14 protein-coding genes are annotated in these 15,701 nt (G+C 70.5%); 8 read left to right on the plus strand and 6 right to left on the minus strand.

The window, feature by feature from the left end:
- Positions 1-22 precede the first annotated feature (22 nt).
- Positions 23-703, plus strand: a complete 681-nt coding sequence (locus PS467_RS00840; RefSeq protein ID WP_311033463.1) for a response regulator transcription factor — start codon at positions 23-25, stop codon at positions 701-703.
- Positions 690-2,165 (plus strand): sensor histidine kinase, encoded by a 1,476-nt coding sequence (locus PS467_RS00845; protein WP_311033464.1) that lies wholly within the window; start codon positions 690-692, stop codon positions 2,163-2,165. Before PS467_RS00840 ends, PS467_RS00845 begins: the two co-directional genes overlap by 14 nt.
- 6 nt (positions 2,166-2,171) lie before the next feature.
- Here PS467_RS00845 and PS467_RS00850 read toward each other — a convergent pair whose 3' ends face one another.
- Positions 2,172-2,411, minus strand: coding sequence for a hypothetical protein (locus PS467_RS00850; RefSeq protein WP_311033465.1), 240 nt, complete (start codon positions 2,409-2,411; stop codon positions 2,172-2,174).
- 53 nt (positions 2,412-2,464) lie between these two features.
- A complete protein-coding gene (locus PS467_RS00855; RefSeq protein WP_311033466.1) occupies positions 2,465-3,253 on the minus strand; it encodes an SDR family oxidoreductase in 789 nt (262 codons plus the stop codon).
- 122 nt (positions 3,254-3,375) lie between these two features.
- On the opposite strand from PS467_RS00855, the gene PS467_RS00860 reads away from it, so the two are divergent.
- Both PS467_RS00860 and PS467_RS00865 read left to right on the plus strand, forming a co-directional pair.
- Positions 3,376-3,957 carry a TetR/AcrR family transcriptional regulator gene (locus PS467_RS00860; protein WP_268969473.1) on the plus strand — a complete coding sequence of 194 codons (582 nt, stop codon included), beginning with the start codon at positions 3,376-3,378 and terminating at the stop codon, positions 3,955-3,957.
- Between the two features lie 295 nt (positions 3,958-4,252).
- Positions 4,253-4,945, plus strand: a complete 693-nt coding sequence (locus PS467_RS00865) for a DUF4232 domain-containing protein (RefSeq protein WP_311033467.1) — start codon at positions 4,253-4,255, stop codon at positions 4,943-4,945.
- A 320-nt stretch (positions 4,946-5,265) separates the two neighbouring features.
- On the opposite strand, the gene PS467_RS00870 is transcribed toward PS467_RS00865, so the two are convergent.
- On the minus strand, positions 5,266-6,294 hold the full coding sequence (locus PS467_RS00870) for an Lrp/AsnC family transcriptional regulator (RefSeq protein WP_311033468.1): 1,029 nt from the start codon (positions 6,292-6,294) through the stop codon (positions 5,266-5,268).
- 230 nt (positions 6,295-6,524) lie between these two features.
- Between PS467_RS00870 and PS467_RS00875 the strand changes: the two genes are divergently transcribed.
- Genes PS467_RS00875 through menC form a run of 3 tightly spaced genes read left to right on the plus strand, consistent with a single transcriptional unit; the run spans position 6,525 to position 10,125 of the window.
- Complete coding sequence (locus PS467_RS00875; RefSeq protein WP_311033469.1) at positions 6,525-7,832, plus strand: MFS transporter; 1,308 nt, start codon at positions 6,525-6,527, stop codon at positions 7,830-7,832.
- Entirely contained in the window at positions 7,829-9,022 is a 1,194-nt protein-coding gene (locus tag PS467_RS00880) for a M20 family metallopeptidase (RefSeq protein ID WP_311033470.1), read from the plus strand. Before PS467_RS00875 ends, PS467_RS00880 begins: the two co-directional genes overlap by 4 nt.
- Positions 9,019-10,125, plus strand: coding sequence for an o-succinylbenzoate synthase (gene menC / locus PS467_RS00885; RefSeq protein ID WP_311033471.1), 1,107 nt, complete (start codon positions 9,019-9,021; stop codon positions 10,123-10,125). Before PS467_RS00880 ends, menC begins: the two co-directional genes overlap by 4 nt.
- Before the next feature lie 684 nt (positions 10,126-10,809).
- On the opposite strand, the gene PS467_RS00890 is transcribed toward menC, so the two are convergent.
- The gene (locus tag PS467_RS00890) at positions 10,810-11,742 is read right to left on the minus strand and encodes an alpha/beta fold hydrolase (RefSeq protein WP_311033472.1); all 933 of its coding nucleotides are present in this window, start codon (positions 11,740-11,742) and stop codon (positions 10,810-10,812) included.
- Complete coding sequence (locus PS467_RS00895; RefSeq protein WP_311033473.1) at positions 11,735-13,015, minus strand: MFS transporter; 1,281 nt, start codon at positions 13,013-13,015, stop codon at positions 11,735-11,737. The genes PS467_RS00890 and PS467_RS00895 overlap by 8 nt, the downstream gene beginning before the upstream one ends.
- An 86-nt stretch (positions 13,016-13,101) precedes the next feature.
- Here PS467_RS00895 and PS467_RS00900 point away from each other — a divergent pair, with 86 nt between their 5' ends.
- A complete protein-coding gene (locus PS467_RS00900; protein ID WP_311033474.1) occupies positions 13,102-13,692 on the plus strand; it encodes a TetR/AcrR family transcriptional regulator in 591 nt (196 codons plus the stop codon).
- Positions 13,693-14,371: 679 nt separating this feature from the next.
- Here PS467_RS00900 and PS467_RS00905 read toward each other — a convergent pair.
- Complete coding sequence (locus tag PS467_RS00905) at positions 14,372-15,385, minus strand: LacI family DNA-binding transcriptional regulator (RefSeq protein ID WP_311033475.1); 1,014 nt, start codon at positions 15,383-15,385, stop codon at positions 14,372-14,374.
- Between the last annotated feature and the right edge of the window lie 316 nt (positions 15,386-15,701).

Consider the following 15,701-nt stretch of genomic DNA (forward strand, 5'->3'; position numbering starts at 1 on the left):
GCGCTGTGCGAGGCTGCACCCCATGCGCATCCTGGTGATCGAAGACGAGGTGGACCTTGCCCACACCCTGCACACCGGTCTGACCGCCGAGGGCTACAGCGTCGACCTCGCCCACGACGGCCGGCAGGGACTGTGGATGGCCCGGACCGGCGAATACGCCCTTGTCGTACTGGACTTGATGCTGCCGGGACTCAACGGCTACAAGGTCTGCGCCCAGCTGCGCCGGGAGGGCAACGCGACCCCCATCCTGGTACTCACCGCCAAGGACGGGGAGTGGGATCAGGCAGAGGCCCTGGACACGGGGGCCGATGACTACCTGGCCAAACCCTTCTCCTACATGGTGCTCGTCGCACGGCTGCGGGCCCTGGTCAGACGAGCCGCCACGGCCGCCCCGCCCGTCCTTGCGGTGGGCGACCTCTCGTTGGATGTCGCCGGCCGGGTCTGCCGCCGGGCCGGGACCCGGGTGGAACTCACACCCCGGGAGTTCGCCGTGCTGGAGCTGCTGGCCCGCCGGGCGGGCCAGGCGGTCTCCAAATCGGATCTGCTCTATCACGCGTGGCCCGACGACGCCCAGGATCCCAACCTGGTGGAGGCGCGCGTCAGCGCTCTCCGCAAGAAGGTGGACACCGCGTTCCACCGGAAGTCCCTGCAGACCGTACGGGGTACCGGCTACCGGCTGGTGGACGACCGTGAACGCGACTGAGCCGCGACGCCGCTGGTGGCCGCGTTCGGTACGAGCCCGCGCGGCCCTGGCCGCCGCCTCGGCCGCCGCCGTCATCCTGGTCGGCACCGGCTGGTGGGTACACCACGACGTCTACCGTGAGGGCACGCGGATCGCCGAGAAGCAAGCCCAGGAACAGCTCTGGGCTCTCGTCGATCAGCTGAAGGAGGGTGTGGTTCCCGTTCGCAGAAGCGCCGTGCCGTACGAGGTCGTCGCGAGCGGCCGGCGCTCCGCTGTCGCCTACGGCGGAGGCATGGACGATCTCGATCCCGGCACCCGCCATGTGCTGCCCGCCCCATCGCAGGCCAAGGAATCCGCGCTCTTGACGATCCGTCCCATCCGCATACCGGTGCGCCGCGACGACAACCCCAGGGACGGATCCGATATGGCCGGCCGGACCTACATGGTGATGTCCGCCGATATCAGCGCCGATGAACTGAGCAGCGACAAAGCCGCCGCTCTGGGCGTCGCCGCCGACGCCCAGCTGCGCGTCTATGTGGTGGTGCTCCCCCACACGGCCGAGGCAATCACCAAGACCACCGACCGCCTGCTGCTGCGGGCCGGGCTCGTCAGCCTCGTACTGATCGGCGCCATCGCCTACTTCGCCGTCCGCATCGCGCTGCGGCCGGTCGAAGCCATCCGCGTCCTCACCGCCTCGGTCACCGCGAGCGACCCCCGCGAACGCGTCACCGTCCCCGCCACGGGACACGAGATCACCGCCCTGGCCACCACCATCAACACCACCCTCCAACGCCTCGACAACGCCGCCGCCCAGCAGCGCCGCTTCGTCGCGGACGCCGCCCACGAACTGCGCAGCCCCCTCACCACACTGCTGGCCAGCCTGGAAGTCGCGCTCGCCTACCCGGAACGCACCGACTGGCCCGCCGCGGCCACCACCGCCGCACGACAGACCCGCCGCCTCCAAGCCCTCGCCGAAGACCTGCTGCTCCTCGCCCGCCTCGACACCCGCACCCCCACAGCCGACCCCGAAACCGTCGACCTGACAGCCCTCGCCTCCCGGCTGACCGAGCAATACCCCCTCACCGAACGACCGTTGACCCTCACCTGCGACAGCACCGCCCCCGCACACGTACACGGAAACCCCGACGAATACGAACGGCTGCTGCGCAACCTCCTCGACAACGCCGCCCGCCACGCCGCCCACCGCATCCAGATCACCATCCGGAACCAGGACACCTGGGTCGTCCTCACGGTGCACGACGACGGACCGGGCGTACCCACCGAGGACGCCGAGCGCATCTTCGAACGCTTCGTCCGGCTCGACGACGCCCGCTCCCGCGACCACGGCGGCACCGGCCTGGGCCTCGCCATCGCCCGCGACCTGGCCCACCGCCACCGAGGCACCCTCACCCTCACCCCCCGGACCCTCGGAGCATGCTTCCAGCTACGCCTTCCCCGAGCCCCCGCCCCGGCCGAGAAATGACGCGCTTCACCGCGGCAGCCCCTCGGAACCGGAAGACCACCAGATGACCACGTGGCCGGCCGACTCCGCGCGGCCGGCCACGCCGCGATCACCGGCCTCGGCTTCGTCGGCCTCGACGGTGGCGGCGACGACAGCAGCGCCCCAGCGGTCATCACCGGCTGGAAGAAGCCCAGGGGCAAGAAGCTCCCGCCCGCGAAGAAGCAGGTCAACCGACTGATCGCCGCAGAACGAGCCGTTTGCGGACACGCCTTCGCACACCTGACCCACGGCGGGTCAGTTCCGTTTTCTGAGACGTCTTGTCAGGCGGTCTTGACAGCTCCAGCGTCAATCAGCAGGTCCGTGCCGGACATGCTGGCCGCCAGCGGTGAGGCGAGGTAGGCGACGGCCGTGGCAACCTCGGACGGTTCCAGCAGGCGGCCGGTGGCCATGCCCATCGAGGCCGGGATCTGAGCCAGCAGCTGCTCCTGGGTGATCCCCATGGAGCGGGCCAGCTCCGCGCCATAGCCATCCGGGCTCTCCCACATCGCGGTACGCACCGCGCCCGGCGAGATGGTGTTGACGCGCACGCCCTGCGGTCCGAACTCCTCTGCCAGTGCCTTGCCGAACGCGGTCAGCGCGGCCTTGGCAGTGGTGTAGGGGACGGGCCCGGCATGCGGCATCCGGGCGCCGTTGGAGGAGATGTTGACCAGCGCCCCGCGGCGGCGCAGCAGGCTGGGCAACGCCGCCCGGCTGGTCCGCACGGCGGCCAGGAAGTTCAGGTCGAGGGACTGTTGCCACTGCTGGTCGGTGAAGGAGAGGAAGCCGCCGGTCTGGCCCTCTCCGCTGTCGCCGCCGCCGACGTTGTTGACGAGCAGGTCGAGGTCGCCGAGCTCGGTGGTGGCGCGGTCGATCAGCTGGGCGGGGGCGTCGGGAGTCAGCAGGTCCACCGGTATGGCCAGGGCGTCGGTCTCCTTCAGCTCCGGGGTGATGGTGCGGGCGGCGGCCACCACGCGCACGCCTTCGGCGATGAGCGTTTGGACGGTGGCGAGTCCGATGCCGCGGCTCGCGCCGGTGACCACGGCGGTGGTGTTCTTCAGCTGCAGATCCATGGGATGCGCTCCTGTCGCGGCAATGAACAAGTCGCTACTCCAGCGACGCTGTAAAGCTAGTAGATGCAACATCTGTGATGCAAGTAGCCGGGGTTCGGCGTCCTGGATGTACTGTCGCGTTCATGGAGACGAGGGGGCGCGCGCTGCGCGCCGATGCGGAGCGGACGGTGCGGACGATCCTGGAGGCGGCCGAACGCGTCCTGGCCGCCGACCCGGCGGCGACCATGGAACAGATCGCAGCGGCGGCCGGGGTGGCCCGTACCACCGTGCACCGGCGCTTCGCCACCCGCGAGGCACTGGTCGAGGCGCTGGTGATCTGGGCGACCGAGCGGTTCCACCAGGCCGTGGAGGCCGCCCGCCCGCTCACCTCCCCACCGCTGGTCGCCCTGCACCAGGTGACCGCCAACGTCCTGCAGGTGAAGATCGGCTGGAGCTTCGCGATGAGCCGGACCGCTCCCTCCGACCCCGAGGCGGCGCGCGTGCACGCCGACGTCCTGGCCCAGTGCGATCAGCTCTTCCGCCGCGCACAGGAGGCCGGCCTGCTGTCCGCGGACACCGACCTGGAGTGGGCCCGCCGGGTCTACTACGCCCTGATCCACGAGGCGGCCGAAGAAGGGCGGGAGCTCGTCGATATCGGCGCCGTCGACCAGCTGGCCGCACGTGTGGTGGACACCCTGCTGCACGGAGTCGGAACACCGGTATAGACCTCGCCGCGGGGGCCGGTCGGGGGCTCGGCCCATCCGCCCGGATACCCGGAGTCCGGGCGACCTCATCAAGATCAAGTACAGCATCCACCAGCCACACGGACGGCACCGTGGCGCGGCGCGGACGGAGACGGACTGTCCGCCCGCGGCTCGGTCTCACCCGTTCGCGAGCGGTTCGTTTGCCGGACGTGAGTGAGACGTTTCCGAAACGTCAGCGGCCCCGGGAAAAGTGGTGTCCAGACCGCGGGAACCGCCAACGAAGACTCCCGCACCAAACCCAAGGGGGAACCCGATCATGCGTACGTCCCGGATTCGTACCGCCGCCCTGGCCGCCGTCACCGCCGCGCTGGCGCTGGGCCTGACCGCCTGCGGCGGCGCCGACGGCGACTCCAAGGCGGCAGGCGGCGACAACGCCGCCGCTACCGCGCAGAGCCGGTCCGCGTCCAACGGGGACCGCAAGGACGGCGCGGAGCAGGCCAACAGCAACGGTGACACCAAGACGGACGCGCGCTCGGCCACCACCTCGGACGGGTCCGACGAGGTCGCCAGCAAGGACGCAGCGGCCGCCGCCCAGCAGTGCCGCGGCGACGAGCTGCTGGTCACCGCGGTGCACCGGTTCGCCGGACAGCAGGGCGACCACCTGCTGATCACCGCCTCGAACGAGGGCACCACGCCATGCTGGGTCACCTCCTACCCCGCCGTGAAGCTCGGCGACGACGACACCGCACTGCCGCACTCGAAGAAGGACAACCCGGGCGGCGACCAGCACATCACGCTCCAGCCCGGCGGCACGGCATACAGCGCGGTGAACCTCTTCGACTACGGATCGGAGAACCAGACGGCCCAGTCGCTCGCCATCGCACTGCGCGACGCGGACGGCCACCAGAACCCCTTCTACTCCGTCGTCATGAAGGGCGAGAAGCAGCAGTTCAGCTGGAACGAGGCCGACGTACTGAACTGGAACACCGAGAAGCCCTACGACTTCTGACAACCCGCCAGACAGCGAGGGCGTCATCCCGGACACGCCACACCACACCTCCCGCACCCCACCGGCACGGCCTCGGTGCGCCGCTCCCCCGCAGCTCCGGGGCCGCGTCATACCTCCGCTCTCCGGGGAACGACTGATTGGGCCGGGCCGTCCGGCCCGGCTCACCCTCCACACGCCTCCTCGCCAGCCAGGCCGGCCAGGCCGGCCACGTCAGGATCGCGCAGCGGCCACCCAGGGCCGCGATTCACTTCGACACGCCGAACGCGACAGAGAAGTGGCCGGTCGGCGAGCTCCAGGGAAACGCCGCCCGCGCCGAGGGGTCAGCCTGCGGGCAGGCTCCGAGGCGCGGATCGGCGTCCCTGTCCCGGCGGACGCTCCGAGTGCGGCGTTCGCCGCCAATAGCGCTTCCAGACTTCGAGTTGCAGCGTGCATGCGACGGCCGTGACCTCGACGTCCGCGGCGGCCCCGCCCATGATGAAATCGGCCAGGTCTCCTTCGTCGCGGAACACACCGTCGCACACGAAGGTGCTGGCAGCGCCGATGAGCGCGAGGAACCGTGTGGCCGGGTGGGCGGCGAGCGCTGTGCTCAGCCGGGTGGCCGCGCTCGGCGGGCAGGAGATTTCGAGTACCGCCTCGACCTGGTAGCCGAGGTGTCGCGGTTCGACCTCTACGCGGGGGCGCAGCAGTCCCGAGGCGAACATCGCCGTCGCCGTGCGCCGGGCACGGGACTCGGAGACGTCCAGGGCACGGGCGAGGTCGGAGTAGGGGGTCCGCGCGTTGTCCCGCAGTACGGCCGCCACCTCGCGTTCCAACGGGCCGAGGTTCGGGTCGTTGCCCTCCTCGGCCGCGGTGTGCGCGGCGAGCGCCGCCTCCTGGTCCGCGGTCAGCCGCGGCAGCCGCCACGCCGCGGAACTGGTGAGCCTCCGCAGACTCCAGTGCGCCCGTACCCCGCGGATACCCGGGATGCCCGGGATGTCGTCGACCAGCGCACAGCTGGTCGCCGCCCGGGTCATCCCGTGCAGGACGGCGTAGACGTCCCCGTGCCCGGATGTGATGCCGACGTGTGCGGTGTCCGCCCGGTCGGCGAGGGCGGCGGCGACCTCGCGGGCCCGTCCGGGTTCGGTGTCGATCCACAGGTGCACGGGCGGTCCCTCGGCGAGCAGCGACCAGTCCACCTCGCAGATGACACGGAGCAGGCCCTCGTCCAGCAGACGGCCGTACCGGCGCCCGACCGTGCGCGCGGAGCTGCCGAGCACACGCGCCAGCATGTCGAAGGGTGCCCGGGGCGCGTGCTGCAGCGCAGCGATCAGGTCGAGGTCGGCGTCGTCCAGCTTGCCATCGTCCGCCATCGGCGCCCTTCTTCTCGTCACGTGGTGCGCGGAACCGGCGTCCACGCCGCCGACAGCGCACGGATCAGGCAGCCTATCGGCTCGGCCGCCGTGCTGGTGCGCCACCATCGGCGGAACGACTGAATCAGGCATTGGTCGCCGAATCCTTGCCTGAATGCGGCGGACACTGTAGAACTGCTGCACGACTTCGTCACCAAGGGGCGCCCAAGCGCGTCAAGGAGAGTGGCTGGATGGCCGCACCACCCGGAGCACGCCCCGGCATGCTCAAGATCTTCTTCGTGTCCTGTATGGGGACCACGCTCGAGTACTACGACTTCCTCATCTACGGCACCGCAGCCTCGCTGGTCTTCAACAAGCTGTTCTTCCCCGCCGACGATCCGCTCGTCGGCACACTGCTGGCCTTCGCCGCGTTCGGCACCGGTTTCCTGGCCCGCCCGCTCGGCGGGATTCTGGCCGGGCACTGGGGCGACCGTGTCGGGCGGCGCCGGATGCTGATCCTCACGCTGACCACGATGGGGCTGTCCACGATGGCCGTCGGGCTGCTGCCGACCTACGCGGTGATCGGTGTGTGGGCCCCCATCCTGCTCGTGGTACTGCGCCTGGTGCAGGGCCTCGCCGCGGGCGGTGAGTGGGGCGGCGCGGCGCTGTACGGGGTCGAGTCCGCACCACCGGACAGACGGGCGTTCTACGGCAGCTTCACCGGCGCCGGGATCAGCATCGGCGGACTGCTGGCGATCGCCGTCTTCGCGACCATGAACGCACTGTTCCCGGACGCGATGCTCACCTGGGGCTGGCGGATCCCGTTTCTGCTGGGCGGTCTGCTGATCGTCGTCGGCCTGGTCGCTCGCCAGGGCGTGGACGACGTGCCGCGGCAGGCGGACTCCGGCGCCCCACCGGCCGTTCCACTGGTCACCGTGGTCCGCCACCACCCCCGCGCGCTGCTGCTGACGTTCGGCCTGAGCCTGGGCTACAACGCCATCGCCTACATCGGCTTCTCCTTCTTCCTCACCTACGCCGTCGCGGTGGGCCATTCCACCGGTGAAAGCCTCGGGGCACAGGCGGTCTTCCTCACCGGAGCCACCATCTTCTCGCTGGTGTCCGGAGCGCTGGCGGACCGCTTCGGCCGGCGTCCCGTCGTGCTCGTCGGCGCGGTGCTGACCGGGGTCTACCTGTTCGCCTTCTTCTGGCTGGTGAAGAACGGCAACCCGGTGCTGTTCCACCTGGCGTTCGCGCTGGCTTCACCGCTGACGGCGTCGATGAAGGGCGCGACGCCCGCGATGATCGCCGAACAGTTCCCGGCAACGGTCCGCTACAGCGGCGCGTCGCTGGGCTACCAGCTCGGTGCCGCGCTGGGCGGCGGGCTCGCCCCGACCGTGGCCACCCTGGTGTTCGTGTCCTCCGGCAGGGCCACGTGGAGTGTGCCGCTGCTGGGCCTGGCGGTTGCGGCGCTCGTCGCCGTCTGCGTCCTGGGCCTGCCGGAAACGATGCGGCGGTCGGTGGCCGTGAACGAGAGGACTCCACAGGAGGCATGGCGATGATGGCTGTACCCGACCCCTCCGCGCTGCGCGATGTCGACGTCGCGGGCCTGCACCGATGGCTCGAACGGCACCGCGGGCACGTGCTGGACGACGTCCTGGACCTGGTCGGTCAGGAAACCCCCAGCGATGACCCGGCACTGCTGGATCGCGGCCTGGCCCGGCTCGAGCGGTGGGTCACCGGCATGCTCGGCGAACCGCGGCACCGCTCCCGTACCGACGGCGGCTCTCACGGGGACACACTCACCCTCGAGTTCGCCGGTACCGGTTGCGCGCCGGTTGTCCTGCTCGGCCACTACGACACGGTGTGGCCGGCGGGCACGCTCGCCGACTGGCCGTGCACGGTGGACGGCGACCGGGCGACCGGGCCAGGGATCTTCGACATGAAGGCCGGGCTGGCGCAGGCGGTCTGGGCGCTGCGCGCGCTCTACGCCACCGGACACCAGGCGCCCCCGGTCCGGCTCGTGCTGAACGGCGACGAGGAGATCGGCAGCCCTGTCTCCCGTCCGGTGATCGAGCGTGCCTGCGCCGGGGCGGCGGCCGTCCTCGTGTTCGAAGGCAGTGCCGCCGGTGCGCTGAAGACCGGCCGCAAGGGTGTCGGCATCTTCGACGTGACCGTGACCGGACGCGAGGCGCACGCCGGGCTGGAGCCGGAAAAGGGGGTGAGCGCCATCGACGAGATGGCCCGGGTCACGTTGGAACTGCACGCCCTGGCCGATCCGGCGGCCGGTACCACGGTCAACGTCGGCCTCGTACACGGCGGCAGCGCGATCAACGTGGTGGCGGGGCGAGCCGCCGCACGGGTCGACGTGCGGGTCGCCAGCCAGGCCGAGGCGGACCGGGTGGACCACGCGCTCGCGCGCCTGAAACCCCACGACCCACGGGCCGACATCACCGTCACCGGCGAGTGGAACCGGCCCGTGATGGAACGCACCCCCGCGATCACCGCCATGGCCGGCCTCGCCCGCGCGGCGGCCGCGGAACTCGGGGCGGACCTCGCCGAGGTGTCCGTGGGCGGCGCCAGCGACGGCAACTTCGCCGCCGCGACCGGAGTCCCGGTGCTCGACGGGATCGGCGCGGTCGGTGACGGCGCCCACGCCCGTCATGAACACGTGTCGGTCGCGGCCCTGACCGAACGATCCGCGATCGCCGCCGCCGTGCTCGCGGCCTTCCCGAAAGGACGAACCGAATGAAGATCGAGGGAATCGAGCTGATCCGGGTGACGATGCCGTTGCGGAACAAGTTCCGCACGTCCTTCGGCACCGTTCACGAACGGGACCTGCTGCTCGTGCGCGTGGTCACCCCCGCAGCCGAGGGCTGGGGCGAATGCGTTGCGTTCGGCGCGCCGATGTACTCCTCCGAATACGTGGCGGGCGCGGCGGAGGTGCTGGAACGGTTCCTCGGCCCCCGGCTGCTCGAACGCGGCGAGGTGCGAGCCGAGGAGGTCGCGGAACTGCTCGCGCCGGTGCGCGGGCACCGGATGGCGAAGGGCGCCTTGGAAACCGCCGTGCTCGACGCGCAACTGCGGGCCCGTGACGAGTCACTGGGCAACTACCTGGGCGCGACCCGGAACCGGGTGCCCGCCGGCGTCTCGGTCGGCATCCTCGACTCCGTGCCGGAGCTGCTCGACGTCGTCGGCGGCTACCTCGCCGAGGGCTATCTGCGGATCAAGCTCAAGATCGCGCCCGGATGGGATGTCGAGCCCGTGCGCGCGGTGCGGGAGCGGTTCGGCGACGACATCCTGTTGCAGGTCGACGCCAACGCCGCGTACACCCTCGCCGACGCCCGGCACTTGGCGCGGCTCGACGACTTCGGACTGCTGCTCGTGGAACAGCCGCTCCAGGAGGAACAGCTGCGCCAGCACGCGGAGCTGGCACGGCTCATCCGTACGCCGATCTGCCTGGACGAGTCGATCGTTTCCGCCCAGGGGGCCGCAGACGCGCTGGCGCTCGGGGCGTGCCAAATCGTCAACATCAAACCGGGGCGTGTGGGCGGGTACCTCGAGGCCCGGCGCGTTCATGACGTCTGCCGCGCCCACGGCGTGGCCGTCTGGTGCGGCGGGATGCTCGAGACCGGCATCGGCCGCGCCGCGAACGTCGCGCTGGCCGGACTGCCCGGTTTCACCGTGCCGGGCGACACCTCCGGCTCCGCCCGCTACTACGAGCACGACCTCACCGAACCGTTCGTGCTCCGGGACGGACACCTCGACCTGCCCACCGGTCCGGGCATCGGGGTCACCCCGGACGCCGCCGCGCTGGCCGCGCGTACCACCGCGAGCACATGGCTGACCGCGTGAGGCGGAACCACGCCAGGCTCTGGCGGGTCACGTTTCCTCCCGCCGCGCGATGATGTCTTGCCGCCAGGGCGCGGAAGGGGGCGGCGGAGCGCCGTAGGAAGGCCGACGCCCCGCCGCTCTCCACCAACCGCGCCTGATCCTCACCGCTCCTCACCGCCGTCAGCCCTCCTCGGGCTCGCCCGGCGCGACGAGGGCACCGCCCACCTCAAGGACCGGTTCCGGCAAGCCGTCGACGAAGGCGACCTGCCCCCCCCCGGACCCCGACCCCCCGGGGGGACCCGCCCGAGGGCGTGGACCGGCCGGTCCACGGCGCGGTCCCCCTCCCGTCCGGTGCGGCGCGACGGCGTGGACGCCGGACGACGGCCGGTGCCGACTCCGCCCGGTGGCCGAGGCCCGGCCCGCTCCAACGACCCGTACCACCACGGGCGTCAGCAGACCGGTTGTCGTCACCCCAGACGGAGCGCAGGGGCGACGCCCGGTGATCACGCGCAGGCGTCCCCCTCGCCGGCTGGTCCCGCCGTACTGAAGGTGGGACCAGCCGGGCAAACACCGGGGCCCTGGGGTTGGAGCGCCTTGCGTGACGAGTTCGGCGCCGCTTGTCACCCGCAGAGCGGACCAGGCGGCATCGCAGTACTGCGATGCCGGACTGCGGGTGCCGGTCCTCACCCTTGCTTCCGCCCAGTCTCAATCGTCTTCGGTGATGAAGTCGGTCAGCGCGGCAGCGACGGCATCGGGCTGTTCATCGGGGATGAAGTGTCCTGCGTCCGGCACGACGATCCCGGTGGCGTGGTCGGCCCACGGCCTGATGGAAGCTGCCATGTCGGGGATGGAGCCGTGGCTGCTGGAGATCCCGAGAACCGGGACCCCCAGGCGCTGTTGTTCCAGCGCTTCGTGGTTCTTCCGCGCCGACTCGGCGGCGTCCCGGTAGTAGGCCAGGGATGCGCGGAGACCGCCGTCGGCGGCCACGGACGCGGCGTATTGCTCAACTTCAACGTCGTCGAAGGTGTCGGTGAAGAGGGTCTTGACCTTCAGGAACCAGCCGACGTACTCCCGTTCGCGGCCGGCGAGCAGTGTCTCGGGCAGGTCGGGCACGAGGTGGAAGGCGAAGTGCCAGGTCTTCCACGCCCGCTCGGGATCGGTCGGAATGGCGTCAGGGAGTGTGATGCCCGGGATGCCGGCGTCGAGCAGTGCCAGGCCACGCAACTGGCTCTGGTACTTCAAGGCGAGGGAAAAGCCGACCCACGCGCCGATGTCGTGGGCGACCAGCCAGTATGTCGAGACTCCGAGGGCCTTGACCGCAGCGTGGACGTGCGCGGCGACCGTGTGCGTGTCGTAGCTGATGTCCGGGCGTTCGGAGTGGCCCTGGCCCGGCAGGTCGATCGCGATGACGTGGAATCGGTCGGCCAGGTTCGGCATCACCTTGCGCCATGCCCACCAGGTCTGCGGGAACCCGGCGAGCAGCACGACGGCTGGACCGTCCGGCTGACCGCCCTCGACCGCGTGCAGCCGGACGCCGTCCGCGTCGACCCAACGGTGGGTGAAACCGGCCAGCTCGGGTAGCGGCAGGTCGCGGACCGGGTTGCCGGGGACGCGGGGGGCGTTTGCGGGGTCATTCATGATTTTCCTCCACTGGGGTGAGGTGTGTTGACGGTCTGCTGAAGGTGTCGGGTGTGCTGGTTGATTCGGTGCGTCGGCCGAGGGCGAGGCCCACGAGCGCGGTGGATATGACGAGAGCGGCGAGCATGGTGCTGGAGGCGCGTGTCCCGACGGCCTGGTCGGCGAAGCCGAGCAGCAGGACCGGGACGACGAGCCCGGAGTAGAGGAACAAGAAGTAGGTTGCGTTGAGCTCGGCTCGATTGCCGGGATCGCACAGTGCGTCGGTAACGCTCAGACCGTGTCGCAACAGCGTTCCGACTGCCGCGCCGGCGAAGACAGTGCCGACGATGAATAGCGGCGCGGAGTGGGTCCACAGCGCGGCCTCTATGACGATCATCCCCACGGCCAGGAGGGCCGTCCCGATGTCGCGTCGCAAAAGGGCCGCAGGCGTGACGGTCTGCGCCAGCAGCGCGCTGATGAACAGCGTGCCGACGCCCACGCCGATGACGGCGAAGTTCGATACGCCCAGGTCGTCGCGCAGGAACGCAGGAGCCAGCGAGGAGAAGAACCCGTTGACGCCCGAGGAGGCCGCGACGAGCACGCCGCTGGCGACGAACGACCGCACCCGGCTTGCTCCGTCGGGAAGGACCGGGCGGCGGATACGAGGCTGCCAGCGCGCTGTTCGGTCTGCGGTCTCCTCTGCGGTCTCGGGGATGACCAGCCAGGAGACGCCGGCGACGGCGCACGCCGCCAGGTAGCACCAGAACACGGTGTGAGTCGGTGCCGTGACCCATTGTGCCAGGACGCCCGCGGTGACGACGCCGAGACTGAGGCCGCCGATGTTGGCAGCGGTGCTCAGCACGGCTGCCGCCCTGCGCCCGCGCACGAGTTCCCCGATCGCCGACGTTGCCGTCGCGGTGATGAGCCCGGTCGCCACGCCGCTCAGCACACGCGAGATCAGCAGGACCGTGAGGCCGTCTGCCAGCGCAAATCCCAGAGCGCTCAGCGCCGTGAGGGCGAGCGACAGCGCGAGAACGGGACGGCGGCCAATGGCGTCGGACAGGGAACCGGCCACGAGCAGGGTGCCGACGACTCCGACGACGTAGGCGATGAACACGACAACGGTGATGAGCGGTCCGAAGCCGAATTGCGTGGCCCACAGCACGTACAGCGGGATCGTCAGTGTTCCGCCCGCCATGACAACGGTGTAGGCGAACGCGACGGCGCCGACCGCGAGCACGCGGTGCGTATGTCGCCGCGCCGTGAGGTCTGCGGGGTATCCGGCCTTGATCATGCCTTCACCCTACCTCATCTTGAACTGTTTAGTTCATGATGGATGATGGTCTCCACCAAGAAGGCAGAGCAGGAGGGAGGGGCGGCATGGCAGGCAAGAAGCAGTTCGACATCGCCACGGCGCTCGATGCCGCGATGATCCAGTTCTGGCGGGACGGCTACGCGGACACGTCGCTGGACGACCTGTCCCGGGCGACCGGACTCAACCGCAGCTCCATCTACTCCTCCCTCGGCGACAAGGACACGCTCTTCATGCGCTGCCTGGAGCGCTACGCCACGCGTTACGGAGACAAGTACGACGCCGCGTTGTCCTGCGCCGCCGACCGGCCCCTGGCAGCCGCGCGGGCGTTCTTCGACATCACCCTGGAACGCATCGCGGACCCCGGTCTGCCCGACGGATGCCTGGTGGCCCAAACGGTCATGGCGATCCCAGCGCTGAGCGCCAGCGTCGCGGCGCGTGCACGGGAGGCGATCGGCTTCCAGCACACCCGGCTACGCGCCGCGCTGAAGGCCGGCCGACTGCCCGACGAGACGGCCGAGTCCTTCGCGACCCACCTTGCGGCCGTGAACCAGTCCCTCGCCGTCATGAGCAGAGCCGGAACGAGCACGGAGCAGCTGCGCGCCATCGTCGACGTGACCCTCGACGCACTTGCGCAGACTCTCGGCGCGAGCGACTGAGATGTGTCCGGCACAGCGGACTCCGCCGTCTGCCTGAGCAGAACCCGCCATGCGTCAGGGTGCGCGTCAGAACCCCGGTGTTTGCCCGGCTCGTCCCAGCTTCAGTTGTTGGTTGACGTCGGTGGTGGGCCCTGGAAGCAGACGAACACGGCCCCTGTGGATCATGGCGTCCTCCACCCTTCAAGATCGGAAGGTGGCCGTGTTCGTTCCGCCACCCATCCCCCATCGCCGCTCCGGTTCGCCCGCGCCCCATCAGGAGCGTGAACAGCGCCGGGCCCACCGGGCTCCCCGGCCATCGAGGAAACGGTGCGCACCACGCTGCGGCATGGGCTGTTCGGCCGGCAGGTCAGCGATTGCGCCGTCACGTCCTGACCCGTACCGGCTTCGCCCGTTCGGTCAGCGCGGCCGATGACTTCCGCCTGACCACGCCGCTGTTGCCGCTGGAGCGATCAGGGTTCATCGCGTTGATCACGGCCCGGCGCGCGTCGTGGATGTCTGATGTCTGTCCCGCTGCCGCTCGCCGTCGTCGTGAGTGCCTCGGCCTTCCTCGACGCCGACGGCCGGAACGCTGCCCGCGGCCAGGGCCCAGAGCTCCGGGGGCCGCTCCGGCACGGAGATCGTCCGTACGACGGAACGCTGGTCCACCCCCCTCACGGACCTGCTCGTCGGGGCGGGCCCGTCAGGCGCTGCCGCGGGTGACCAGGTGGGTGGGCAGGATCAGCGGGGTGGGGTCCTGTCCGCTGATGAGTGCGACGAGCATGCGCGCCGTCTCCCGGCCGAGAGCGGCTATGGGCTGATGGACGGTGGTGAGGGGCGGATCGGCGATCTGGGCGACGGCCAGGTCGTCGAAGCCGACCACTGCGACGTCGGCGGGGACCAGTCGGCCGGCCTCGCGCAATGCGCGCAGCGCTCCCGCGCCCATGTTGTCGTTGGCGGCGAACACCCCGTCCACGTCGGGGTGGTTCACCAGCAGCGCGGCCATGGCGGCGGCTCCGCTGGGCTCGGTGAAATCCCCCTCCTGCGGCGGGAACGGACCGAGGCCGGCTGCCAGCATGGCGTCCCGGTAGCCTCGGTACCGGGCGCGTCCGGCCTCGGTGTCCAGACGCCCGCAGATCGCGGCTACGCGAGTCCGGCCGCGCGAGACCAGGTACTCGGTCGCCTCGCGCGCTCCACCGACGTTGTCGACGTCCACGTACCACCGGGGAACCGTGCCGACCGGGCGTCCGCCGAACACTACGGGCGTCTCCGCCTCCTCGGCCATCCGGCCCAGCGGATCGTCCTCACGCAGCGCCATCAGCATGACGCCGTCGGCGCCCTTGGAGCGAAGGAGCCCCTCCACCCGCTTGCGGCTCCGGTCGGAAGCTGCCAGGCACAGCATCAGATGCAGGTCGGCCTCCTCCAGAGCGGCCGACGCTCCTACGATCACCTGGGCGAAGAACGGATCCGCGAAGATCGACGGATCCTCTCCCGAGACGACCAGGGCGGCCGCTCCGGTCTGACGGGTGGCCAGAGCACGGGCGGTCGGATTGGGTACGTAGCCGAGTTGCCGGACGGCCCGCTCGACCGCCTCCCGTTTGGCGCGGCTGACGTGCGGTGCGTTGTTGATCGCGCGGGAGGCCACGGAGCGCGAGACGCCGGCGAGTTCGGTCACCTCGTCGAGCGTCGGCTGCCGACGCGGCGCGTCTTCCGCCATGAGTCATGCCCCCTTCCCCTCGATCGGACGGGAAGCGTCTCTCCCCGGCTCATGCCCCTGCCACCCGCCCGGTGGGCGACGGAGGACGGGCATGGAGCCCTCAGGGACCGGGAGATTGGGAGCGCTTCCAGTTATGGGACTGTAGAGCCTTGCCCTCGCCCTGTGAAGGGCGAGTTGTACGTCGGCCCTTGACAGCTTGACCAGCTCGCAACACGATACCGACCACACCCCAAGTGCTCTCAGCGCTTTTGGAAGCGCTCCCAATGGGAGCGCTCCCAACTGCGCTGCCGACCTTCGGCCCTGTCCGTCCCGGCCG

The organism is Streptomyces luomodiensis, from assembly GCF_031679605.1.
GTDB lineage: Bacteria > Actinomycetota > Actinomycetes > Streptomycetales > Streptomycetaceae > Streptomyces > Streptomyces luomodiensis.